This is a genomic window from Cobetia sp. PDI-23MA, from assembly GCF_059507735.1.
Map to the genome: position 1 here is coordinate 255,104 of NZ_CM183352.1, position 22,776 is coordinate 277,879.

18 protein-coding genes are annotated in these 22,776 nt (G+C 65.2%); 13 read left to right on the top strand and 5 right to left on the bottom strand.

Annotation, left to right across the window (positions count from 1 at the left end; genetic code table 11):
• Positions 1-240: 240 nt before the first annotated feature.
• Positions 241-2,523, top strand: a complete 2,283-nt coding sequence (locus AC5WNJ_RS01180) for a tRNA(Met) cytidine acetyltransferase TmcA (RefSeq protein WP_495930341.1) — start codon at positions 241-243, stop codon at positions 2,521-2,523.
• A 355-nt stretch (positions 2,524-2,878) separates the two neighbouring features.
• Complete coding sequence (locus AC5WNJ_RS01185) at positions 2,879-4,345, top strand: aminoacyl-histidine dipeptidase (RefSeq protein WP_253062832.1); 1,467 nt, start codon at positions 2,879-2,881, stop codon at positions 4,343-4,345.
• Positions 4,346-4,478: 133 nt separating this feature from the next.
• Here the strand turns inward: AC5WNJ_RS01185 and AC5WNJ_RS01190 are convergent, their stop codons facing one another.
• Both AC5WNJ_RS01190 and AC5WNJ_RS01195 read right to left on the bottom strand, forming a co-directional pair.
• Positions 4,479-4,892, bottom strand: a complete 414-nt coding sequence (locus AC5WNJ_RS01190; RefSeq protein WP_253062834.1) for a hypothetical protein — start codon at positions 4,890-4,892, stop codon at positions 4,479-4,481.
• Positions 4,893-5,297: 405 nt separating this feature from the next.
• The gene (locus tag AC5WNJ_RS01195; protein ID WP_253062836.1) at positions 5,298-5,885 is read right to left on the bottom strand and encodes a type 1 glutamine amidotransferase domain-containing protein; all 588 of its coding nucleotides are present in this window, start codon (positions 5,883-5,885) and stop codon (positions 5,298-5,300) included.
• A gap of 215 nt (positions 5,886-6,100) precedes the next feature.
• Here AC5WNJ_RS01195 and AC5WNJ_RS01200 point away from each other — a divergent pair, with 215 nt between their 5' ends.
• The 5 genes from AC5WNJ_RS01200 to AC5WNJ_RS01220 all read left to right on the top strand — a co-directional run bounded on the left by AC5WNJ_RS01200 (position 6,101) and on the right by AC5WNJ_RS01220 (position 11,014).
• Positions 6,101-7,987 carry a DNA recombination protein RmuC gene (locus AC5WNJ_RS01200; RefSeq protein WP_253062838.1) on the top strand — a complete coding sequence of 629 codons (1,887 nt, stop codon included), beginning with the start codon at positions 6,101-6,103 and terminating at the stop codon, positions 7,985-7,987.
• A gap of 324 nt (positions 7,988-8,311) precedes the next feature.
• Positions 8,312-8,608, top strand: coding sequence for a BufA1 family periplasmic bufferin-type metallophore (locus AC5WNJ_RS01205; RefSeq protein WP_495930342.1), 297 nt, complete (start codon positions 8,312-8,314; stop codon positions 8,606-8,608).
• Positions 8,609-8,717: 109 nt separating this feature from the next.
• Positions 8,718-9,644, top strand: coding sequence for an MNIO family bufferin maturase (gene bufB, locus AC5WNJ_RS01210; RefSeq protein ID WP_253062840.1), 927 nt, complete (start codon positions 8,718-8,720; stop codon positions 9,642-9,644).
• The gene (locus AC5WNJ_RS01215) at positions 9,641-10,447 is read left to right on the top strand and encodes an HvfC/BufC N-terminal domain-containing protein (protein WP_253062842.1); all 807 of its coding nucleotides are present in this window, start codon (positions 9,641-9,643) and stop codon (positions 10,445-10,447) included. Before bufB ends, AC5WNJ_RS01215 begins: the two co-directional genes overlap by 4 nt.
• A 93-nt stretch (positions 10,448-10,540) precedes the next feature.
• Positions 10,541-11,014, top strand: coding sequence for a DoxX family protein (locus AC5WNJ_RS01220; RefSeq protein ID WP_253062844.1), 474 nt, complete (start codon positions 10,541-10,543; stop codon positions 11,012-11,014).
• Positions 11,015-11,159: 145 nt separating this feature from the next.
• Here the strand turns inward: AC5WNJ_RS01220 and AC5WNJ_RS01225 are convergent, their stop codons facing one another.
• From AC5WNJ_RS01225 to AC5WNJ_RS01235, 3 genes are all read right to left on the bottom strand, one after another.
• Positions 11,160-12,272, bottom strand: a complete 1,113-nt coding sequence (locus AC5WNJ_RS01225) for an App1 family protein phosphatidate phosphatase (protein ID WP_253062846.1) — start codon at positions 12,270-12,272, stop codon at positions 11,160-11,162.
• A 218-nt stretch (positions 12,273-12,490) separates the two neighbouring features.
• Positions 12,491-12,970 (bottom strand): Dps family protein, encoded by a 480-nt coding sequence (locus AC5WNJ_RS01230; protein ID WP_166019656.1) that lies wholly within the window; start codon positions 12,968-12,970, stop codon positions 12,491-12,493.
• A gap of 365 nt (positions 12,971-13,335) precedes the next feature.
• Positions 13,336-15,333, bottom strand: coding sequence for a BCCT family transporter (locus AC5WNJ_RS01235; protein WP_176675998.1), 1,998 nt, complete (start codon positions 15,331-15,333; stop codon positions 13,336-13,338).
• Positions 15,334-15,820: 487 nt separating this feature from the next.
• Between AC5WNJ_RS01235 and AC5WNJ_RS01240 the strand changes: the two genes are divergently transcribed.
• The 6 genes from AC5WNJ_RS01240 (at position 15,821) to AC5WNJ_RS01265 (ending at position 22,733) form a co-directional block, all read left to right on the top strand.
• Positions 15,821-16,369 (top strand): hypothetical protein, encoded by a 549-nt coding sequence (locus AC5WNJ_RS01240; protein WP_176675999.1) that lies wholly within the window; start codon positions 15,821-15,823, stop codon positions 16,367-16,369.
• Between the two features lie 5 nt (positions 16,370-16,374).
• On the top strand, positions 16,375-16,806 hold the full coding sequence (locus AC5WNJ_RS01245; protein WP_253062848.1) for a hypothetical protein: 432 nt from the start codon (positions 16,375-16,377) through the stop codon (positions 16,804-16,806).
• Between the two features lie 139 nt (positions 16,807-16,945).
• The gene (locus tag AC5WNJ_RS01250) at positions 16,946-19,057 is read left to right on the top strand and encodes a sensor histidine kinase (protein ID WP_253062849.1); all 2,112 of its coding nucleotides are present in this window, start codon (positions 16,946-16,948) and stop codon (positions 19,055-19,057) included.
• 16 nt (positions 19,058-19,073) lie between these two features.
• Positions 19,074-20,603 (top strand): sigma-54-dependent transcriptional regulator, encoded by a 1,530-nt coding sequence (locus tag AC5WNJ_RS01255; RefSeq protein ID WP_253062851.1) that lies wholly within the window; start codon positions 19,074-19,076, stop codon positions 20,601-20,603.
• 122 nt (positions 20,604-20,725) lie between these two features.
• Positions 20,726-21,487 carry a DUF1007 family protein gene (locus AC5WNJ_RS01260; RefSeq protein ID WP_495930343.1) on the top strand — a complete coding sequence of 254 codons (762 nt, stop codon included), beginning with the start codon at positions 20,726-20,728 and terminating at the stop codon, positions 21,485-21,487.
• Positions 21,477-22,733, top strand: a complete 1,257-nt coding sequence (locus AC5WNJ_RS01265; RefSeq protein WP_253062855.1) for a nickel/cobalt transporter — start codon at positions 21,477-21,479, stop codon at positions 22,731-22,733. The genes AC5WNJ_RS01260 and AC5WNJ_RS01265 overlap by 11 nt, the downstream gene beginning before the upstream one ends.
• The last annotated feature ends 43 nt before the right edge of the window (positions 22,734-22,776 follow it).

A 22,776-nucleotide genomic window follows, 5' to 3' on the forward strand; every position in this document is an offset into this window, starting at 1 on the left:
GTTCTCAAGTAAGCACGAGCTTCTTCTCAAGTAACAGGGGCGAATGACAGGCCGGGCGGCAGCGCCGGGCAGATCGCGGCTTTCTTGCAACGGCCTCACGATTGCTACACGGCTGCCTCGCGACTTTCTCGCGCCATCTGGTCTGGCGCGCTGCCATGCGGCATGCTGCGCGACATGACGACTCCTCCTTCAGATTCTCCTTCTCGCATTGACCTGCCCGCTCTCGAGGCGTGGTGCCGAGTGCTGCATCAACATCTGCTCGCGCGGCGTCAGCGTGCCTGCCTGTGGATCAGTGGCGATGACCCCTCCGGCGCCGCGCAGGCAATCTGCGAGCTATGGCCAGCGCGTGAGACTGCCCCGTTGTGGCTGGGCACAGGTGAAGCCTTGTCGACAGCGGGCGCGAAGCCCATGCGTGCGCTGGCGATGGCCAAGGCCGCCACCCAGCTGGGTGGTGAGCAGTCACTGGTCATCTTCGATGCGGCGCAGCCGGCGACGGGCTTCGACCCCGATGCCTTCGGCGCCGTTACCGGCGCCCTGAAGACGGGTGGCCTGCTGGTACTGATGACGCCTGCTGCCTGGGCCGCGGCAGACCCTGCGCCAGTGCCGGATGGCGATCATGCGCGTCTGGCCCACTGGCCCTTCGCGCGGGAGCAGCTGACGGCGCGCTATCTGGCGCGATTGGCACGCCGCCTCTCAGCGCACGCCAGTGTGCTGCACTGGCCACAGGGCGGACACCTGCCTGCGCTATCGCTGGATAGCGGTAATCAGGCGGCGCGATCAGACGCCATCGCCGACAGCGACTGCCTGACGCCGGACCAGGCCGCCAGCGTGGCTGCGCTGGAGGCATTGGCGCCTGCGCGACCCGTGGTGATCAGCGCCGATCGCGGGCGTGGCAAGAGTGGCGCGCTGGGCATCGCGGCGGCGCGCTGTCTGGCAGCGGGACAGGATGTCTGGCTGACGGCACCGCGCCCTGCGGCGGTCAGCGCGATCTTCGAACGCCTGGCGGCCCTGCTGCCCCGGGGGCAGCGCGAGGGCAATGTCTTTCGCTTGCCGGCTGGGCAGGCGGATGACGACACGGCTTCCGGCGGTGAGCTGCGTTTTCTGGCGCCGGATGCCATCGAGGCGGCTCGCCTTGCCTGTCACGATGAGCTGCTGCCGCGGCTGTTCGTCGATGAAGCCGCCGCCATCCCCACGCCACTGCTGAAAGGCTATCTGGCGCATTTTCCGCGCATCGCCTTCGCCACCACCGTGCATGGCTATGAAGGCACCGGGCGCGGCTTCCAGCTGCGGTTTCGTCATCATCTCGAGCGCCAATGTCCCGGCTGGCAGGCGCTGGAGATGACGACGCCCGTGCGCTGGGCGCCCGGCGACCCTCTGGAAGCATTGACCGATGACCTGCTGCTGCTCTCGGCGCAGCCGCCTGAGCTGCCTGAGCTGCCTGAGCTGCCTGAGTCATGCGCGAAGAATGCTCAGCAGTGGCTGGAGGGCTGCGACATTGTCGTACTGGAGCGTGATGCATTGGCACGTGATGAGGCGGCGTTGCGGCAGCTGTTCGGCCTGCTGGTACAGGCGCATTACCGCACCACACCGGCGGACCTGCGCCAGCTGCTCGACACGCCGGGGCTCACGCTGATGGCGATTCGTCAGCGCGATGACACGACTGGGCGTGATGCCTGGCTGGGGGTGGTGGCCGCCGTCGAGGAGGGCGGCTTCCCGACGCCCTTAGCGCATGACATCTGGTGCGGCAAGCGGCGTCCGCGTGGGCACCTGCTGGCACAGTCGCTGGCGGCGCATGCAGGCCATCAGGGCGCCGCCGAAGCCCGCTGGTGGCGGGTGCTGCGTATCGCGGTGCATCCCGCATTGTGGCGGCGTGGTCAGGGCGCGCGCCTGCTCCAGGCGCTGGAACAGCAGGCACTGGCGGCAGGTGTCACGCGACTCGGCACCAGCTTCGGGGCCGAGGCCGATCTGGTCGCCTTCTGGCAGGCGCAGGGTTTCGTGCCGCTGCGCATGGGCCTCAAGCGCGATGCCGCCAGTGGCGAGCACGCGGTGATGATGGGCAAGGCCATCGGCGAAAGCGGGAGTGGAAAATCTGCACCGCGCGGGCAGTTGGCGCAGGATGCCTTGCTGGGCGCGCTGCAGCAGGACTTCCAGCGCCTGCTGCCCAGCCTGCTGAAGCATGAGCTGCACGGCTTGCCGCCCGCCTTGGCCGACAGACTGTGGCAGCGAGGAAGTGAGAATGACCTGGCCACGCTGACGCCAGCCGCATGCGCGCAGCGACTGGACTGGTATCGGCGTGGTGGCGGGGGGCTGGCGCTGGTGCGGCCGTGGCTCGAGACAGCGCTCGAGGCCTGTGAGCCTTCACGACTCGATGAGGCGTCACGTCACGGCCTGGTGCTGGCGCTGGGCGGACAGGATGCACCTGCCTTCATCAGCTGGGCCCAGGGGCTGGGCATCGTGGGCCGCAAGGCGCGGGATCGCTGGTGCCGAGCGGCCGCCGGGCGCCTGATCGAAAAGCGCGAATGACAGGGCCGTCTGACAAGCTCATCTGACATGAGCATCGGTAAGCCTGTCTGACAAGAGCAAAACGGCCGGGCGTGGCTCAGAGGCCCGGAATGCCGATCGGGCCGGGCATGTCAGGAATCGGCGAGCAGCCACTCAGCATCAGCAGGCCGGCAGTGGCGGAGATGGCGGTCAGCAGCAGTAGTCGACGAGGCATAGAGGCTCCGATGAAGGTGGGGAATGGCATGCAGCTGTCAGCAGGATCGTGATTGTCATCCTTGCATATTCGAAGTCACTGATCGACAGGTGTCGACAACCCCTAGCCACGCCCGTCCGCTGTTCCGTATGCTCATTGATGACAAGAACAGGAATCTTCGCCATGAATGAGCATATCGATACGTTGGACCCCGCCATCCTCTGGCGTCATTTCCGCACTCTGTGCAATATCCCGCGCCCGTCCGGGCATGAAGCCGCGCTGGTGGCCTATCTGATCGACTGGGCCGAAGCGCATGGTCTCGCCCATGATCGCGATGCTTTCGGCAACCTGCGTCTGCGCAAGCCCGCCACGCCCGGCCACGAGAGCGCAGCGGGCATCGTGCTGCAGGGCCATCTCGACATGGTCGCCCAGGCGGCCAGCGACAGTGATCACGACTTCACTCGTGATTCCCTCGATACCTATCTGGAAGACGGCTGGCTCAAGGCGCGCGGCACCACTCTGGGGGCCGACAACGGTCTCGGCGTCGCGGCGGCGCTGGCCGTTCTCGAAGATGACAGCCTCATGCACGGTCCGCTGGAAGCGCTGTTCACCCTTGAGGAGGAAACCTCGATGGGCGGCGCGCTGAATCTGGCCGAGAACTGGCTGGAAGGGCGCTACCTGCTCAACCTGGATTCGGAGGACCGCGGCCAGGTCTATATCGGCTGTGCCGGTGGCGCGGACATCAATGTTGATCACGAGTTTGCCACCTCGTCTCTCAAGGATTCCGAAGCGGAGCTGGAGCTGACCATCGGTGGCCTGGTCGGCGGCCATTCCGGGCTCGATATCCATCGTGGGCGCGGCAATGCCAATCGCCTGATGTCACGCGCGCTGGTCGCGCTGGCCGAGTTCAAGCCGCGTCTGGTCAGCTGGTCTGGCGGTACGCTGCGCAACGCCTTGCCGCGTGAGGCCACGGTCGGCGTGGTGATCTATGACGAGCGCGTCGCCGCCGCGCGCCAGCGCCTCGCGGACTTCGAGGCCCAGATTCGCGACGAGCTGCGCGAGACGGACCCGGATGTCGCGCTCAGCGTGACCCGTGGCAACGCCGAGAATGCTCTGTCCGTCGAGGACACCCAGCGGCTGGTCGCGGCGCTGGATGCCGCGCCCTACGGGGTCGAGCGCATGAGCGCGGCGGTGGAAGGCGTGGTGGAAACCTCCAACAACCTCGGCGTGGTGCAGCTGCGCGAGGGGCGCTTCCATCTCTGCGCGCTGGTGCGCTCGCTGCGTGATGATGCCGTGACCATGATGGAGCAACGCATCCGTGGGCTCTTTGCGCTGATCGGCGCGACCACCGCGGCCGAGAATGCCTATCCGGGCTGGCAGCCGGTGCCGGATGCGCAGCTGCTGGCGCGCTTCTGCAGCCTGCACGAGAGCGTCACTGGCCGTGCGCCGGAGATCAAGGTCATCCATGCCGGGCTCGAGTGCGGCATCCTCGGGGCCAAGTATCCCCAGCTCGAGATGATCTCCTTCGGGCCGCTGATCCGCGGCGCTCACTCGCCCAGCGAGCGGGTCGAGGTCGAGTCGGTCGGTGAATTCTGGCAGGTGCTCAAGGGCCTGATCACGGAACTGGCCGAGCCTGCCAGGGCCGCTTGAGCAACTCACAGGTAAGAGGCGTCATGTAGACGAACGACGCCCCCGCAGGTCAGCCTGCGGGGGCGTCGTCATCTCTGGGCGTCGTCATGTCTGGACATCAGGCGCTGGCCTGGCCTGATGAGAGTGCGCGGCTTCAGTTGATATTGATGCGGATCGCCGGAATGCCGATGCTCACGCCGTTATGGTAGCGGCGGATAGCATGCCGACCGGAGTCATGGTTCCGGTAGTAGTACGGGCGGTAGCGGTCGTGTTCAATACGCCCATGCTGATAGTAGCGGCGCTTGGGGACATGGCGGCGGATGTCATGATGGGAATGCTGGCGCGAGTGATGGCGCTCCACGCGCGGCTCGTCGAACATCCTGAGGTGGCGGCGCTTGATCGCCTCGTGGCGACTCTGCGGCGTGCTGTGGCGCTCGCCGTGCTGGCCCTGTGCGCGATGGCGATCATCCGCGGCGACCAGCGTCGGCGTGGCGAATATCAGCGTCAGTCCCAGCAGCAGGGAGGGCAGCAGAGATGCAAGGGCTGTGGTCAAGGTCGAGATATGCATGGGGCGGTCTCCCGTATGGTCGGTCAGTCACCCAAGAGGATCCTTGTCGTCAGAATATCGTGTCGCAGCGTCTTTTACGAAAGGCGTTCGCTAATGTCTCCGTGCGTCGCTCGGTGTGTAGTCGTGGTACTGAGTTGTCCAGATTGCGTTGCCTGTAGCGTAAGTGGTTGCTCGCAATAGGGTTCTGAGATGCATGGCTACAGAGTGGCCAACGAACCTCGGAGGTGAGTGGTTCAGCCAGTGCTGCGAGGACACTTCACTTCTGCCACCAAGGCACCGGATTGCGTCCTTGAGACAACGAAAACGCCCCTGCCGAAGTGGCAGGGGCGTCTGTCTGTTCAAGCCTAAGAGCATGCGGCTCTCTAGCTTGCGGATCTCTATCTTGCAGATCTCTGGCTTGCGACCTCAGGCGTGCTGATGCTGGTGCTTGCCTTCGGCCAGTTCCTCGAGCAGCTTGGCGTTGAACGCATCGAGATCTGCTGGCTTGCGGCTGGTGACCAGCGCGCTGTCACACACCACTTCGCTGTCCTGCCACTCGGCACCGGCGTTTTTCAGGTCCTGTGCGACGGAGGGGAAGGAGGTCATCTGACGGCCTTCGACGACACCGGCATCGATCAGGATCCACGGCGCGTGACAGATGGCGGCGACCGGCTTGTGGGCCTGGAAGAAGCTGCGCACGAAGCTCAGTGCGCTCTCGTCCTGACGCAGAGTATCTGGATTGAACAGGCCACCCGGCAGCACCAGGCCGTGATAGTCGTGTTCGCTGGCATCGCTGAGCAGGGTGTCGACCTGATATTTCTCGCCCCAGTCGGTTTCGGCCCAGGCGCGAATGCCGTCTTTCTCCGGCGAGACGATGTCTACCTCGACGCCCGCCTCCTGCAGTGCGGCGCGCGGCACCGCGAGCTCGGATTCCTCGAAGCCATGGGTCGCGAGAATGGCCACGCGCTTACCTTGCAGTTGTTGACGTGTCTGCTGATCGGTCTGCTGTGTCATGCGAATCTCCTTTCCGTGCTTCGGCTCTTGCGAGCGTGCTGGGCAGAGAAGGGGAGAATTCTGCTCTTGGCGTGCGCCACTCACCGCAGTGAGCGCCGCTCGATGATGGCAGGCAATCCCCATCCTTCCGTGCCCTGACACTCAAGACATGGATGCGCGATACTGACTTTCAAGGGGGTAACCCCGCTGCGTTTTCACAGGCCATGGAGTGCCCGATGTCGCTGCTTTCTGAATCCTCCGCCGTGATGTGGTTGCTGGTCGGCGTGCTGTTGATGCTGTCGTTGATGCTGGGGCTGGGCTGGCGGCGAACCCGCGAGCAGCTCCTTGCGCTGCAGGAGAGCAGTGAGGAGGAGCAGCAATCGATGCAGCAGACGTGGCAGGCCTCGCTGGACGAGTCGCGTGAGCGTCAGCAACAGGCCGAGCAGCAGGCGGCCCTGGTCGAGCAACGTGCCGCGCTGGATGGGCAGCAGGCGGAGCAGCAGCAACGCTATCTGAGCCAGTCGCTGGAGGAGGCGCGCCAGGCACGCGATGCCCTGACGGAGCAACTCGCCACGCTGCGCGAATCGCTGCAGGGGCGCCTGGATGAACAGTCACGCGCCTTGAGTGAGCAGCAGACGCTGGCACGCAGCCTGACCCGCCAGCAGGAAGTGCTGGAGGCGCAGCTGCTGGAGCGCGAGGAGCGTCTCGAGACACTGACCGAGCGCTACGCCGAGCTGCGCGAGACCCATGCCTCGCTGGTGACGCGTCAGCGTCAGGAGGCCAGCCATCACGAGCAGCAGTTGGCGTTGCTCAACGAGTCGCGCGAGCGCCTGAGTCAGGAGTTCGAGCAGCTGGCGGGCAAGGTGTTCGAGGAGCGCCAGCAGCGCTTCACCGCCGCCAGTGGCGCCCAGCTCGAGCAGTTGCTCAAGCCGTTTCGTGAGCAGGTCGGCGACTTCCGTCAGCGCCTCGAGCAGCTGCATGGCGAGGAGGTGCGCGAGCGCACCAGCCTCAAGAGTCAGCTCGACCAGCTGGCGGGGCTCAACCGCCAGATCACCGAGGAAGCGGCCAACCTGTCGCGGGCGCTCAAGGGCGACAGCAAGATGCAGGGCAACTGGGGCGAGATGATTCTTGAGACCGTGCTGGAGCGCTCCGGTCTGCGTGATGGCATCGAGTTCAAGCGCGAGGTGTCATTCACCGGCGAGGGCGGTCGCCAGCGTCCGGATGCCATCGTCTACCTGCCGGACAACAAGCATCTCATCATCGATGCCAAGGTCTCCTTGACCGCCTATACCGAGTACGTCAACGCCGAGGATGACGTGACGCGAGCACGCGCACTGCGCGCGCATCTGACCTCGGTGCGCGGCCATGTCACCGGGCTTGCGCGGCGCAACTATCCCGCCATCGAGGGGCTGGGCTCGCCGGACTTCGTGTTCCTGTTCCTGCCGATGGAGCCGGCCTTCGCGTTGGCCTTCGAACACGATGACAGCCTGTTCCAGGACGCCTTCACCCAGGGGGTGGTGATGGTGACGCCGACCACCTTGCTGGCCAGCCTGCGCACCGTGGCGAGTCTGTGGAGTCTGGAGCGCCAGAACGACAATGCGCGTGTGATCGGCGAGCGCGCCGGAGCACTGCTCGACAAGTTCCGTGGCCTCGCCGAATCCCTCGAGGAACTCGGCACACAGCTGGGGCGCACGCGTGAGGCGCATGATACCGCCATGAAGCGGCTGGCCAGCGGGCGCGGCAACCTGATCAACCGTGCCGAGGAGCTGCTGGAACTCGGCGCGCGCATGAAGAAGCCGCTGCCGGAGACGCTGGTGCGCCAGTCGCGTGACACCCTGCATCAACCCGAGCAGTCACTGGATCAGCCATCGACATCCGCGCCGCCGGCGCTTGATCGCCAGCCCGCGCCCGAGCCGCTTGCCAGCGAAGAAGCGGCAGCCAGTGAAGGCCGGGGTGTCACCGGAACGCCGGACGCCGGAGCGCCGGACGCCGGACGCAGGGTCGCCGGGTCGCCGGGCGCCGAAGCCTCGGGTGCCGAAGCACTGGATGCCGAGGCAGGCCAGGCGCCTGCGTCGCTCTCGCGCTGGGAGCTCATGGAGCGCAAGTGGCAGGGCGATAGCTGATCGCCTTCATCGGCGACAGCTCGGCAGACAGCCGTTATGTCAGCCCCTCAGACAGCAGATGACAGTCAACGCCAGCGGCCCCTGCATGGGGCCGCTGGCGTTTTTGCATGGCGAGGTCAACGCAAGCGCGGGGTATCGTCTCCACATGCGGTGAGGGGAGTGCGGTCAGCGCGATATTGTCGAGTCGCGGCAATAATTTCGATCTTTTCTGCATCCATCTTCTCAAGCCCCCCGTAAGTTGGATTGAGCCCGCAGCGCAGGGGCGAAAGTGATAGATAAATAACGTTTGGCTCATTAAAGAGCATTTTCTCAGGAGATGTGCCCATGTCTGCCAAGACAAACAAGTCCGCCAAGACCGCTTTTGCCCTGGCTTCCGCGCTCGGAACCGCTGTCGCTCTGTCTACCGCTGTCGTTTCCCTCCCGGCCCACGCGGCGGGCATGGAAAAGTGCTACGGCGTGTCGCTGGCCGGTGAGAATGACTGCGCCGCAGGCCCGGGCACTTCGTGTGCCGGGACCTCGACCGTCGATTATCAGGGCAATGCCTGGAAGCTGGTGCCGGAAGGCACCTGCACCTCCATCGAGACGCCCAACGGCACCGGCAGCCTGGAAGAGATCAAGTAAGCATCACGCGTCGGGGTTGGCTCGGGCTTTCCCGGGCATCCCCCGAACTTGACGTCCGGTGGCCTGGCGCCACGCCGCCACCGGACGTCCGCCGCCTCGAGAGGTCTTCATGCACCAGCCACCCCCTTCCTCCGGCAGTCCGGATTTCGGTACGGCCTATCCGTCCCTCGACGAGATGGCCGTCGGTATCAGCCTCAAGGCGCAGCATGTGCGTGAGCTGATGTCGTCGCGTCCGGCGCTGGGGTTTCTCGAGATTCATGCCGAGAACTACATGGGCGCCGGCGGGGCACCTCATGCCCGGCTGGATGCGCTGCAGGAGTATCCGCTCTCGATTCATGGTGTCGGCCTGTCGCTGGCATCGGAGCGCCCGCTGGATGCCACGCATCTGGCGCGCCTCAGAACGCTCTGCGAGCGTCACCCGCCCACCAGCGTGTCAGAACACCTGGCCTGGGCCGGCCATAGCGGCCACTTCTACAACGACCTGCTGCCGGTACCGCTGACGGACGCGATGCTGGCACGGGTCAGCGATAACCTGATGCAGTTGCAGGACACCCTGGGCCGTCAGGTATTGATCGAGAATCCCGCCCATTATCTGCGTTTCGATGCGCGCGAGCTGGGGGCGGAACTGATTCCCGAGACGCATTTCCTTACTCGCCTGGTCGAGCGCAGTGGCTGCGGTCTGTTGATCGACGTCAACAATGTCTTCGTCTCGGCGCACAACATCGGTATCGATCCCGCGGCCTGGCTGGAGTCCATTCCGGCCCGCGCCGTCGGGGAGATCCATCTGGCGGGGCATGGCGAAGATACGCGTGAGGGTCTGCTGATCGACAATCATGGTGCACCGGTCTGTGATGAGGTCTGGGAGCTATATGCCGACTTCATCAATCGCATCGGGCCGCGTCCGACGCTGATTGAATGGGATACCCAGGTGCCGGCGCTGGAGGTATTGCTGGGGCAGACCACGCGCGCTCAGGCGTTGCTGCACAGCACACGGGCGCAGCAGCTGACGCGCTCCGGCATGGAGGGCGACCGATGACCTCTCTCGAGCGGCATGCCAGCGCTGGTCACCAGCCCGACTGGCAGCGCGCCTTCATCGAGGCTCTCACCCAGCCCGATGCTGCGCTTCTGGGTATCGAGGCAGGCCATCAGCAGCGCCTCGATGTCTATCGCAACAATGTCTGGGCCAGCCTGATCAGTGCGCTGGAAGAGGCCTATCCGGTGACCCGACAGGTGGTGGGCGAGCGCTTCTTTGCGGCCCTGGCCCATGATCATTCCCGCCAACATCTGCCGCGCTCACCGCTGATGATGGAGTACGGGGCCGGGCTTGCCGAGACCCTGCACGTGACCCTGACCACATTGGTCGAGACGCGTCAGGTGTCGGCCGCTCAGCTGCCGTTCTATGCGGTGGACCTGGCACGCTTCGAGGCCGCTCGTCTGGTGGCCTATCACGCGGCGGACGCCGAGGCCCTGGTGCCGACACAGCTGGCGGGATTGCCGCCTGAGGCAGTGATGGAACTCAGGTTCTCGGCGCACCCCGCGGCATGCCTGCTGCGCCTGGAACATGCGGTGCTCGAGATCTGGCAGCGCCATCAGCATGCCGGCGCGACGCTTGAAGGGCTGGATATCGCACGACCGGAGCAGGTGTTGATCACGCGCCCGGCGCTGGAGGTGCAGGTCACGGTGCTGTGCGAGGCCGCTGCCTTGCTGCTCGAACTGCTGCTGGCGGGGCAGACGCTGGCGGATTCGGCAGCGCGGCTCGCGGACGCGCACCCCGAGCAGGAGCTGGGGCCGCTGCTGGCCCCCCTGCTGGCAAGTGGTGCCTTTCGCGCGCCGACCTGATCCTGCTCGGCGGCTTCTTGCTCTGTTCCATCCTGCACGGGTCTTTTCTGCCCGACCCTTCGCGCCCTGGCGCACTCTTGAGGAGTTCTCATCATGAGCCTTGAATCATCAACGACGCCTGCGGTTCGCAACGGTGTGGCGGGGCAGGTCCTGAAAGTGTTCGTCTGGCTGGAAAACCTGCGCATGGATGCGGTACTGATCCTGATGCGTATCGTGGTCGGTGCCGTGTTCTTCATGTCGGCGCAGACCAAGGTCGACGGCTTCTCGATCAAGGACAGCACCTTCTTCCTGTTCGAGCATGAATACGCCTTGCCGCTGGTCTCGCCGATACTGGCCGCCTGGCTTGCGACCATCGCCGAGCACCTCTTCCCGCTGATGCTGTGGCTGGGGCTGGGGACGCGCTTCGCGGCGCTGGGGCTGGCCCTCATGACGCTGACCATCCAGCTGTTCGTCTATCCCCATGCTTGGGTGACCCACGGGCTGTGGCTCTCCAGCCTGCTGGTGCTGGTGCTGCAAGGCCCGGGACGCCTGTCGCTCGATCGGCTGATTCGCTCACGCATCGCCTGAGGCCGTCATTCGGCAGAGTCGTTCGGTGAGGCTCATATCAGTCGCGCACAACGCAAGACGGAGACCCTGGGGTCTCCGTCTTGCGTTGTAGAGCCGCGATAGTACCGCGATAGTGCCGCTATCTATCCGCTGACTAGCGAGGCGCTCAGGCCGGCTCGTCGGCGAGTTGGTGCTCGATCTCGGCACGTACCATCTCGACGCTGGCGGCATCGATGTAGCCGTTGGCATGCGCATGGTGCGCCATGTCGAGGCTATCGGTGCTCAGCAGCATCACGCAGCCGAGAGCGGCCAGCTCCTCACCGAGTTGGTCCAGCTCGGCCTTGCGCGAGTCCGAATCGCCTATCTGGCGAATGTAGATGGCGCAGATGCGACCGGGATAGCGGCGCACGACCTCGGCGTAGACCTCCGGGTCATGCTGGCCGCTGTCGCCGATGAGCAGAAACTGCATCTCGTTATACAGGCCGAGCATCTTCTCGATCAGCGCCTGCTTGTGGTCTTCGGAGCGTCTGGGCAGCGGGCGTTGCAGGGTCAGCCCCCACTCGCGCAGGAACAGGATCGGGCCGACCGGGATGCGATTGTGCTGGAAGAAGACTTCCAGCATCTCGTAGATGCTCCACGGACCACGCGACACATAGAGCAGCGGGCGCTGCTGCTGGCCGTCATCACCCTCATGGAGCGCCTGGTAGAGCGCGGCCACACCGGGGAAGGCGGTACGCCGCTCGGCGGATTCGATGAACAGGCGATAAAGCATCTTGAGCTTGTTGGCGACACCGGTGTACATCACGGTGTCGTCGATATCGCTGATTACCCCGAGGCGTGTGCTGATGGGCGGCAGATAGACCTGCGCCTCGCCCTCCACCGGGGGCTGCTTTGGCGGACATGCCGTGATGCGGGCGGTATGCCATTGGCCCTGGTGCTCCAGCGGCGCATCGAGCGGCAGATGCACGCTGAAGTAGCCATCGCGGTCGGTAATGGCGGTGGTTCGGTTGTCCCCCAGCGCGACCTCTACTTCGACGCCGCTCTTGCCCCAGCGCAGCATGCGACGACCGACATCCATCAGGTCGCGCCCGGCACCGGGGGCCAGCTGGCTGCGTGAGCCTGGCTGGCGGAAGATGCGCCCCATCAGAAAGGCTTCGCTGTGCGAGCCATAGCCGCGGTAGGCGTGAATGACGTAGCCATCCTTGCCCTGGGCGTGGCGCATGGGCTTGGCAGCCACATGCAGCAGCTTGCGTAGCAGATGTGTCAGCGGCAGTGACATGCAACCCTCCTGGTCGGTATCTGGCGGGCCTTCATGGCCACATGACAACGCCGCCTTCCGAGTCCCGCGTGAGCAGGGTCGAAAGGCGGCGTTCACACTGCGCGAATGCCTCGCGGCCCAGTGTCAGTCAAGTACAGTGTCAGTCAAGTACAGCGTCAGGCAGGAGCCGCATCAGAGATCCGCGCTGTCATGTCCTGGCGCTGCATCGACTGGAGCACTTACTCGCCCAGGTAGGCGGACAGCATCCACACGGTCTTTTCCTGCTCGCGGATGTAGTCGCCGACCAGTGAAGCGGTGCCTTCATCATCGGCGTCAGACGCGACGGACATGATCTCGCGCTGCAGTTCGATCAGGGACTTGTAACCGGTCAGCAGGCCCTTGATGCAAGCCGTGCCGTCGCTGACATGGGTGTCTTCCTTGATGGTGGCGACACGTGCGTAGTCACTGTAGGCGTGCAGCGGCTCGTGACCCAGGGTCAGGATACGCTCGGCGATCTCGTCGACCTTGGTCAGCAGGTCGGTGTAGGTTTCCTCGAACTTAACGTGCAGCTCGAAGAACTGGTTGCCCTTCACGTTCCAGTGGTAGCCACGGGCATTCATGTAGAAGGTCTGGTAGTTGGCCAGCAGGATGTTGAGGTGCTCGGCCAGCTGAGTGGCGCTGGCAGTGTGCAGGCCGATGGCATTGGTATCGTTGGACATGAAGACTCTCCTGAAAAATGTGAAGTGAACGGCATTGTGGGGAAAGTGGAGATGCAGGTGGCGAGCCGTGCTGCCAGTATGCCACCAGTGTAGAGGCTGGTCGGGATGCAGGGTAACGAATTCACTGTATCGCCCTCATCGGCCACCCCTATCGCGCGCCGGCGCGCCACCCTCAAGCCGTAGATGAATGCTTGGAAAGACATGTGGTGCGCGCACGCGGTTTTCAAGGTCGCACACGGATATTGCAGTCAATGCCGTCGGCCAGGACATTCTGATTTCGGCCTCATACGCAAAGGCCCCGCACGGGGCGGGGCCTTTGCGACAGCCATGTCATCAGCTGTCATCACCTCTGCAACGCTCAGGCGTCAGTTGCGCGCCATGTGCAGGAAGTGCATGTGCTTCTCGTACTGGTCCAGCACATCGCCGATCACCTGCTCCTTGGTGTAACCCATGACGTCATAGGTCTGGCCACCTTCACGCAGGAAGACTTCGGCGCGGTATTGGCGTTCCACGTCGCTGGTGCCCTTGCGCTTGACGTTGCGCAGCGCGAAGGCCGGTGCTGCGTATTCACGCACCCGCACACCGTAGACGAAGTCGACTTCCTCGCCGTGGCTGACCTGCAGATAGCTGCGGTCTTCCTCGTCATTGACGCGGGTATCCAGGCCCTGGGCCTCGAATTCCTTGGCGACATCCGCCAGCGCCGGTGTCACCACATCCACGACGAACTGTTCCACATTCTTCTGGCGCGGCGTCTCGACCAGGGTCTGGACGCGCTTCTGCCAGCTACGTGCACCGGCGGCGGTGTGGCCCGGCGTGTTGCTCAGATGCTGCATGGAGCGCTGCTTGACGCCCTCCAGACGCAGCGCCTTGAGCAGGCCATAGCAGACGAACATCAGGATGATCGCGAAGGGCAGGGCAGAGGCCAGTGAGGCGGTCTGCAGAGCCCCCAGGCCACCGGCCATCAGCAGAGCTACTGCGACGAAGCCTTCGGAGAAGGCCCAGAACACACGCTGCCAGACCGGTGATTCGTCACCTTCCTTGGAGGTCAGCATGTCGATGACCAGCGAGCCGGAGTCCGAGGAGGTGACGAAGAAGGTCACCACCAGCAGGGTGGCCAGCAGGGAAGTCACGCTACCGAACGGGAACAGCTCCAGGAACTTGAACAGAGCCACTGAGGCATCGGCGGAGACCGCTTCCGCCAGGTTGCCTGCGGTATCGGTCAGCAGCATGTGCAGGGCGCTGTCGCCGAAGAAGGTCAGCCACAGGAAGGTGAAGCCCATCGGCACGAACAACACGCCGTAGACGAACTCGCGGATGGTGCGGCCACGCGAGACACGCGCGATGAACATGCCCACGAACGGGGACCACGCGATCCACCAGCCCCAGTAGAACAGGGTCCAGCCACCCAGCCACTTGGACGGACCCTCTTCCGGGATATAGGCGAACATGTTGAAGGTCTTGTCGACCACTTCACTGAGATAGCCACCGATGTTCTGGATCAGCGTCTGCAGCAGGAAGATGGTCGGGCCCACGCACAGCACGAACAGCATCAGCGCCAGCGCTAGGCCAAGGTTCAGTTCGGAGAGACGACGGATGCCGCCGTCCAGACCCATGACCACGGAGATGGTCGCCAGGCCGGTGATGATGGCGATCAGAATGATCTGGGTCGTCAGGCTGTTGTCGATGTCGAACAGATAATGCAGACCGGAGCTGACCTGCAGCACGCCCAGACCCAGCGAGGTCGCGACCCCGAACATGGTGCCGAAGACGGCGAAGATATCGACGGCATGACCGATCGAGCCATGGATGCGCTTGCCGATCAGCGGATACAGCGCCGAGCTGATGCGCAGCGGCAGGTTGTGGCGGAAGCTGAAGTAGGCCAGCGCCAGCGCCACCACGGCGTAGACGCCCCAGGCATGGATGCCCCAGTGGAAGAAGGTGGTCTTCATGGCCTCACGAGCGGCTTCCACGGTGCCGGCGTCGCCCACGGGCGGTGAAGTGAAGTGGAAGACCGGCTCGGCGACGCCATAGAACATCAGGCCGATGCCCATGCCCGCCGAGAACAGCATCGCGAACCAGGAGCTGTAGCTGAAATCAGGCTCGGAATGGTCCGGCCCCAGTTTGATGTCGCCATAGCGTGAGAAGGCGAGCCCCAGCGTGAAGATCACGAACACGCCCATGGCCAGCAGGTAGAACCAGCCGACGGTGTCGATGATCCAGGACTGGACGTGACCGAAGATGGTCTGGGCGGTCTCCGGCATGGCCACCGTGAAGATCACGAAGGCCAGAATCACCCCGGCGGAGCCGAAGAAGACTGGCGGATTGATCTTCGCGACCGTGGGCTGGTCGGCATTTTCTGACATAAATTTAACTCCCTGATTGCCTGTTCGTCGATAATGGTAACTTATTGAACCTGTAGCGTCGTGAATTGTCCGCGCGATATCGTTTCCATATGTAACCGGTGTTGCACAGGCTGATGGGCGATTCGCGCACCGGGTGAGCCGCCCTGAAAGGACAGACGACTCGCGAGTCTCGGGCAAGTTGGCAATGGCGGTGCGGCCTCATCGCGCCTTGTCGGGTGCTGGATACGGTAGGCGCTGGCATGGCTGGGCGCTAAGATGAGGCTTCCTGCATCCAGGGTATTCAGGTGTCTCGATACCATTATTGTGCAGAAATCCTACAAGACCTATGTGTCAGTCTAGTGCCTGTGGCGCGATTCATGGTGTGAAAATCATGATGATGTGTTCGCTCATGTGGCTGACCGGAGACGTTCGCATGCTCCATCGACTTCCCGATTATCCCGCACGCCCAAGCGTGGCTGACACATCAGCGCGCTCGCGACTGCCGCGCATGACATTGCTCGCAGTGGGGCTGATGCTGCTGAGCGGCTGCTCGGCCCTGTCCGGCAAGGACCCGCTGGCCGCGAATGACAGCGCTGGCCTGCCAGAGGCCTGCATCTTCCCGCGTGAGGGCGATGCCAATCAGTGGTTGCGTGCCGCGGCGCAGGTCGTCGAGGCTCGTGGCTACAAGATTCGCGAGAGCGAGCAGTCGCTGGGCTTGGTGACAGGTGAGCGCAAGGTGGACCAGCCGGGGCTGGGCGCGATCGATGGGCCCTTCGGCTCGCGCATCGGCTTCTCGGTGGGCTATGGCGTCGCGGCGGGCAATGATTTCGGCGTGGGCGTCGGCAATGACACCTTTCGCGATGACCCGATCAGCTTCGAGCGCATCTCGCTGGTCGCGCCGGACGAGCGCGTACGCGTGATTCGCGATGAGCAGGTCATCAATCAGGGCGGCTACGTCATCGATGCCCGCCCTCACAATGACAGCGACAGCTGCCGCCAGATCGAGCGTCAGCTGCAGGCCGCCCTGGCGGGTCGTGATCCACGGGAGGTTCGCTGATGGTCATGTGCAAGGTATCTCCACGCTCGCTGTGGCAACGTCTGGGGCTTGCGACGCTGCTCGCCGGCCTGCTGGTGCTGGGTGGCTGCATGAATCAGCCGACCCATGCACCTGACTCGCGCACCGCGGTGATCGCCCCCAACAGCGGCACCCTGAGCTCCCGGCAGGTCTTCGTCACTTTGCTGACGACGCTGGCGGAGCGTGGCTTCATCATCGAGCGCGCCGACCCGGACCTCGAGCGCCTCGATGCCAGCTACGCTGCCCGGCCGCCGCTGGCGCTGGAAGCCTGGGTGAGCGAGGTCAACGGCCAGATTCGTCTCAGCGTGAGCGGTGACAGCAATGGTGCCGATATCGCGCCGGGCCGCCTCGACAACCTGCTGGTGGAGGTCGCCGTGGCCCTGGATGCGCGCACCGTGCCGGTGATCGGCGCACCGTGACCGCCCCGCGCATGGCAACCCCACGCATGGTAACCCCACGAGGCGGCCCTCGGCGCCGCCTCTCTGGCCTTGTCCACCACTTTGCCGGCGGGCAGTGCCGGAGCCCGGGCGAGCCCGCGCTCGCGCGGTGTGATGGCCCATGACGCTGAGTGCGCTGCGCCGTCGGCGTCTGGCCTGGCTGGCCCTCACGGCCAGCCTGCTGGCCGGTCTGATGGCCTTGTTTGCCCTCTGGCACTGGGAGCTGGCGCGCGGCGAGCGTGATGCCCGCCAGCACGCCGCGACTCGCCTGAATTTCTATGCCAGCACACTGAATGCCGAACTGTCGCGCTTCCAATGGCTGCCGGAATTGCTGGCGCGCCAGGCCCGTGTGCGCATCGCCCTCGGCGAGCCGGGCGCCTCGCCCGCGGCAACTGCGCCTGTTATCCCCTCATATCAGCCCGATGCCGCCAGTGCCGCCGCTCCCCTCGGTTCGAGTAGTGACCTCAATCAGCACCTGCGCCGAGTCGCGCGAGCCTCCGGTGCGGCGGCCATCTTCCTGACTGATCGCGACGGCATGACCGTGGCCGCGAGCAACTTTGATGAGCCAGACAGCTTCGTCGGCTATCGCTACGACTACCGCCCTTATTTCATCGATGCCCTGGCGCGCGGGCGCGGCGAGTTCTTCGCCGTCGGCAATACCACCGGGCGGCCCGGCTATTTCGTCTCGGCGCCGGTACTGGGGGACGAGGGCCAGCCGTTGGGCGTCATGGTGGTCAAGGTCTCGCTGGAAGCGCTGGAGGATACCTGGCGCCAGGCGGGGGAGACGGTGCTGCTCGCCGATGCCAATCGCATCGTGCTGCTGGCCTCGCGGCGCAACTGGAAGTATCGAGCGCTGGAGGCGATCGAGCCGCAGGCGCTGGACAGCATTCGGGCGCAGCAGCAGTTTCGCGGTGCGCCGCTGACACCGCTGTCGCGGGAGTTGGAGGACGGCAGCCTGGTGCTGGGTGACAATCACGAGCTGGCGGCGTCGAAGATCGTGCCGCTGCCGACGGCGGCGATGGGCCAACGCTATCTGGATGAGTCACTGGCCAGCGGGCCGCTGGGCTGGCAGCTGCACTTTCTGATGCCGCTGCGGCCACTCTATATCCAGGCGCGCAATGTGGTGCTGGTCGGGCTCGCCGTGATTCTGGGACTGGCGATGATGGCGCTGTGGATGCGCGAGCGTCAGGCGCGCCTGGGGCTGATTCGGCGTGAAGCGGTGATGATGCGCGAGATCAACGAGCGCCTCGAGGAGCGGGTTGCCCAGCGTTCGCGCGAACTCGAGGCAACGCGTGACGAGCTGGTGCAGGCCGGCAAGCTGGCCGCGCTGGGCACCATGGCGGCCGGTATCGCCCATGAGCTCAATCAGCCGCTGGTCGGCATTCGCACCTACGCCGCCAGCGGCGGCAAACTGCTGGCGCGGGGCATCGCTTCCGCCGCAACGCGCCCCGAGCTGACCGCACGTGCCGCCGAATCCGCCGCCAGAAACTTCACGCGCATCAGTGAGCTGTCCGAGCGCCTGGCGGACATGATTCGCCAGTTGCGGGTCTTCGTGCGTCCGGCCAGTCAGCAGGCACCCGTTGCCCTGGCGCTGGCGCCGCGCATCGACTTCGCACTGGAACTGCTCGTCGAGCGAGTCACCGCCCTCGATCTGACGGTGGAGCGGGAGGCGCTGCCCCGGGACGTCATCGTGATGGGCGAACAGGTGCGTCTCGAGCAGGTGCTGACCAACCTGATCCGCAATGCGCTCGATGCGCTGGAAGGGGAGCAGAAAGCGCAGCAGACCGATCAGCAGAGCGACGAGGCTGACGATGGCCGCGCGGCCCCGAGATTGCGTCTCAGTTGGCAGGCCTGGCCGTCAGTGGCCAGTCTTGAGGGGCAGCCGGGCGGATGTCTGCGTATCGAGGACAATGGCCCCGGCATCGACCCTGCGCTGCGTGCCACGCTGTTCGATCCCTTCACCACCACACGCGAGGTCGGCGAAGGCATGGGGATGGGGCTGTTTCTGAGTTATGGCCTGGCGCGCGACCTCGGTGGCCAGCTGCGTCTGGCCGATGGCGCTTCAGTGTCTGAGCCGACTGAGGGCTCCTCGCTGGCTGAGGGCTCTGCGCTGGGCGGCGCCTGCTTCGAATTGTGGCTACGCACTCCGGCGTCGGAGGCAACGCATGCAGCCGACGGCACGGATCGTGAAAGCACCGAACAACAAGGCAGCGGGCAGCAGTCCGTGACATGACGGGGTATTCGCACGAATGACAGGCTATACGCACGACAGCGCTGGCTTCGAGGGCGCAGAGGAGTTTGCCGCCACGGGCCCGGACCCGGCAGAGCTGCGCCTGCAGCAGGACAGCGATCTGACCCGTGAGGCCCCGGTATGGCTGGTGGATGACGACCCGGCAGTGCGCGAATCTCTTGCCCAGTGGCTGGAGCTTGCCGAGATTCACCTGCGCTGCTTCTCGCGCGCCGAGGCGCTGCTGGAAGCCCTGGCCGCCGCCGAGCCGGTCAGCGTGGTGATCAGCGATATCCGCATGCCGGGCATGGATGGCCTGACACTGTTGGCGCGGCTTGCGCTGCAGGCACCGGAGCTGCCGGTGCTGATGATGACCGGCCACGGCGATGTCGCCACGGCCGTTGCCGCGATGCAGGGCGGTGCGCGCGACTTCATCGAGAAACCGTTTGACCCCGAAGCGCTGGAGCTCAAGCTGCGTCAGGCGCTGGCGGGACGGCGTCTGAGTGATGAAAACCAACGTCTGCGCCGCCGCTTGAGCGTGCGCGGCCTCAGTGGTCTGCTGCGTGGCGAGAGCCGTCAGATTCGCCAGTTGCGTGAGCGATTGCTTGAATTGCGCGGGCACCCGGCGCGTGTCTGGATCAGCGGCGAGGCGGGCAGCGGGCGCAGCACTCTGGCGCTGGCGCTGGCCGAGCATGCGCCGCCTGCTGAGGCGTCGCCCTCATCTAACGCCATGCCGACGGCGGCGACGGCCTTGCTGGCGCGAGTGGAATGCGCCCCCCTGTCGCAAGCGAGGGCAGAGGGCGCGGAGGCACTGGCGAGCGCGATCGAGGATGCACTCGCGGCATGTCCTGCAGCCAATACCTTGCTGCTGCATGAGGTGGACCACCTGAGTGGCGCGCAATGGCAGTGGCTGGACGGCTGGATCGCCACGCGTGAGAACGGCGCCCGTCAAGCGCCGCGGCTGGTGTGCAGCGCGCTGTGCAGCGTGGGTGACGTGATGGCAAGCGGGCCTCTGACTCGCACCCTGGGGCATGCGCTGGCCGAGATCGAACTGACGACACCCGCCCTGCGCGAGCGGCGCGAGGACATCCCGTTGCTGATGGCGCACTTCAGCCGTCAGGCCGCCGAGGTGCACGAGGTGGAGGCGCAACCCTTCGGCCGCGGTGAGCTGGCTGCATTGATGGCGGCAGACTGGCCGGGCAATCTCTGGCAGCTGCGCCAGGCCGCCAGTCGCCGTGTGGTGCTGGGGGAATTGTTCACGACGCGACAGCCATCCGCGCCGGGCAATGCCTCAGCAAAGGAGAATGCAGACGAGGCCGGCAACGGGGCGAGCGACGAGGCGCTGGCGAGCAGTGAGGACCAGGGGTTGGCGGCACAGGTGGCGATGTTCGAGTCGACCTTGATTCGCGCCGCCCTGACTCGCGCACGCGGCAACATCGCTCAGGTGCTGGAGGAGCTGGCACTGCCGCGGCGTACCCTCAATCTCAAGATGCACAAGTACGGACTGCGCCGAGAAGACTTTCGTCATGGTCATGATGATTCGGTGAACTGACCGCCATCAAAGCCTGTCGAAAATGTCCTCGGACTGCGTCGGGATGTCGCCAATTTTGTTATGAAGTAACATCCTGCCAAACCTTTCCTGTCGTCCCCGTGACGTTCTGCCGGAGTTTCTCGATGTCTGTTGCTGTTCATCGCCTGGTGGCGGCGCTGTCGTCCGCGCTGGCGCGTTTCCCGTCTCGTCACGGCCTGCGCCCCGCAGCCTGGCTGACGCCGTTGCTGATGCTGGGCACCCTGGTGGCCAGTCAGCCTGCCGCCGCCCACCCGCACGGCTGGGTCGACCTGCGGGTGACGCTGCGCCTCGATGACCAGGGGCGGGCCGTCGCGATGCGTCAGTATTGGCTTCTCGACCCCTTCTACAGCTTGACGCTGCGTCAGGAACTGGCCGCGCTCGAGGACGATACCAGCATGGAGCAGCGCCTCGATGTGCTGGGCAGCGAGATTCTGGCCAATCTGTCGCAGTTCGATTACTACACCCATGTCACCCTGGACGGCGAGCCCGTGACGCTTGGCAAGGCGACGCGCCAGACCACCTGGCTCAAGGGCGAGCGTGTCGCCTTCCAGATGGAGCTGCCGCTGGCCGAGCCGGTCGCGATGGCTGGCCACACCCTCAGTTATCGCATCTACGACCCCACCTATTACATCGAGATACTGCATGACCCGGACGCCATCGCCGTGCAGCAAGGGCTGGTGGTGAGCAGACTGGAAGGGCAGGACTCGGCGCTCGACTGCACGCCGGGCATCACGCCGGCCGATCCGGACCCATCCAAGGTCGCCGAGGCCTCGATGCTGGATATCAACGCCACCGCACCGATGGATCTCGGCCAGTACTTCGCCGAAGTCGGCAGTGTCAGTTGTGAGGTGACTGATGAGCAGTGAGCCGAAGGACACCAGTGGACTTGGCGATATCAAGAGCCTCAAGGGCATGCGTGATGGCCTGCTGAAGCCGGCCTCGTCGCGGGGGCGCCGCCTGGCTGGTTGGCTGGCGGTCGGCTGCGGGCTGCTCGTGCTGGGCATGGCGTTCTGGCCAGGCCTGGTGCAGGGCTGGGGCGAGGCGCTGGGGTGGGTCTTCGCCGAGCAATCGCGTTTCCAGCGCTCGCTGGGGCGCGCCATGAATGAGCTTGCCGCGCACCCCGGCACGCCCTGGGCGCTGATCGGGCTGTCCTTCGCCTATGGCGTGCTGCATGCCGCGGGTCCCGGCCATGGCAAGGTCGTCATCAGTACGCTGCTGGTCAGTCAGCCCATCGTTCGGCGCCGTGCGCTGTGGTTGTCACTGCTGGCGGCCTTGCTGCAGGGCGTCAGTGCGCTGGTGCTGGTCGGTCTCGGGGCGGGGCTGCTCGACTGGGCGGGGCGCGATGTGCTCGGGCAGGTCGAGAAGGTCACCCTGCTCAGTCATCTCGGGGTGTTGGTGCTGGGGGGGCTGTTGCTGTGGCGCGCCGCGCGTTCCTTGTGGCGCGCGCTCAGCGCCCGGGCTGTCTCAAGCCCGCTTTCAGGCACGACCAAGTCGGAGGCGCCAGCGATGCAGGGGCTGGCGTTCGAGCCGTCGCCTGGCCACGACCACGCACACTCTCATGGCCACGCTCATTCACATGGGCACGTTCATGCACATGGGCATGACTGTGGTTGCGGCCATGCGCATGGCGTGACGGCGGAGCAGGCCAGTGGCGACTGGCGCACCATGGGCATGGCGGTGCTGGCGATCGGCCTGCGGCCGTGTTCCGGCGCGATTCTGGTCTTGCTGGCCGCGCTGGCGCTGAACATGGTCGGCAGCGGGGTGCTGGCGGTGCTGGCAATGTCATTGGGCACCGCGCTGACGGTGGGCAGCGTGGCGATGGCCACCTTGATCATGAAGGCCAGCGGATGCCTGGCGGCGGCCGGTGCGCGCCTGGGTGGGTCGCACTCAAACGGCCGTATGCGTCGTCAGTGGCCGTGGGCGGCGCTGGTCGGTCTGCTCGGCGGCATCATCATCACTGTCTTTGGTGCTCTGCTGGTCGCCAGCAGTCTCAAGGCGCTGGACTCTCCCACCGGTCGCGGTGCTTCGCCGTTCGATCGCTCGGCATCGGGCACCTCCCTGCAGAGCCCTCTGGGCCCGAGATCCTCAGGGCAGACCTCAGGCGGCGAGTGAGACCAGCGTCGCCAAGGCAGGCGTGCCGCTTGCTACCTGCAAG

Bases quoted from the DNA above. Each gene is read 5' to 3' on its own strand.
- AC5WNJ_RS01185 (WP_253062832.1), top strand. From the start codon at position 2,879: ATGAATGAGCATATCGATACGTTGGACCCCGCCATCCTCTGGCGTCAT.
- AC5WNJ_RS01190 (WP_253062834.1), bottom strand. From the start codon at position 4,892: ATGCATATCTCGACCTTGACCACAGCCCTTGCATCTCTGCTGCCCTCC.
- AC5WNJ_RS01195 (WP_253062836.1), bottom strand. From the start codon at position 5,885: ATGACACAGCAGACCGATCAGCAGACACGTCAACAACTGCAAGGTAAG.
- AC5WNJ_RS01200 (WP_253062838.1), top strand. From the start codon at position 6,101: ATGTCGCTGCTTTCTGAATCCTCCGCCGTGATGTGGTTGCTGGTCGGC.
- AC5WNJ_RS01205 (WP_495930342.1), top strand. From the start codon at position 8,312: ATGTCTGCCAAGACAAACAAGTCCGCCAAGACCGCTTTTGCCCTGGCT.
- bufB (WP_253062840.1), top strand. From the start codon at position 8,718: ATGCACCAGCCACCCCCTTCCTCCGGCAGTCCGGATTTCGGTACGGCC.
- AC5WNJ_RS01215 (WP_253062842.1), top strand. From the start codon at position 9,641: ATGACCTCTCTCGAGCGGCATGCCAGCGCTGGTCACCAGCCCGACTGG.
- AC5WNJ_RS01220 (WP_253062844.1), top strand. From the start codon at position 10,541: ATGAGCCTTGAATCATCAACGACGCCTGCGGTTCGCAACGGTGTGGCG.
- AC5WNJ_RS01225 (WP_253062846.1), bottom strand. From the start codon at position 12,272: ATGTCACTGCCGCTGACACATCTGCTACGCAAGCTGCTGCATGTGGCT.
- AC5WNJ_RS01230 (WP_166019656.1), bottom strand. From the start codon at position 12,970: ATGTCCAACGATACCAATGCCATCGGCCTGCACACTGCCAGCGCCACT.
- AC5WNJ_RS01235 (WP_176675998.1), bottom strand. From the start codon at position 15,333: ATGTCAGAAAATGCCGACCAGCCCACGGTCGCGAAGATCAATCCGCCA.
- AC5WNJ_RS01240 (WP_176675999.1), top strand. From the start codon at position 15,821: ATGACATTGCTCGCAGTGGGGCTGATGCTGCTGAGCGGCTGCTCGGCC.
- AC5WNJ_RS01245 (WP_253062848.1), top strand. From the start codon at position 16,375: ATGTGCAAGGTATCTCCACGCTCGCTGTGGCAACGTCTGGGGCTTGCG.
- AC5WNJ_RS01250 (WP_253062849.1), top strand. From the start codon at position 16,946: ATGACGCTGAGTGCGCTGCGCCGTCGGCGTCTGGCCTGGCTGGCCCTC.
- AC5WNJ_RS01255 (WP_253062851.1), top strand. From the start codon at position 19,074: ATGACAGGCTATACGCACGACAGCGCTGGCTTCGAGGGCGCAGAGGAG.
- AC5WNJ_RS01260 (WP_495930343.1), top strand. From the start codon at position 20,726: ATGTCTGTTGCTGTTCATCGCCTGGTGGCGGCGCTGTCGTCCGCGCTG.
- AC5WNJ_RS01265 (WP_253062855.1), top strand. From the start codon at position 21,477: ATGAGCAGTGAGCCGAAGGACACCAGTGGACTTGGCGATATCAAGAGC.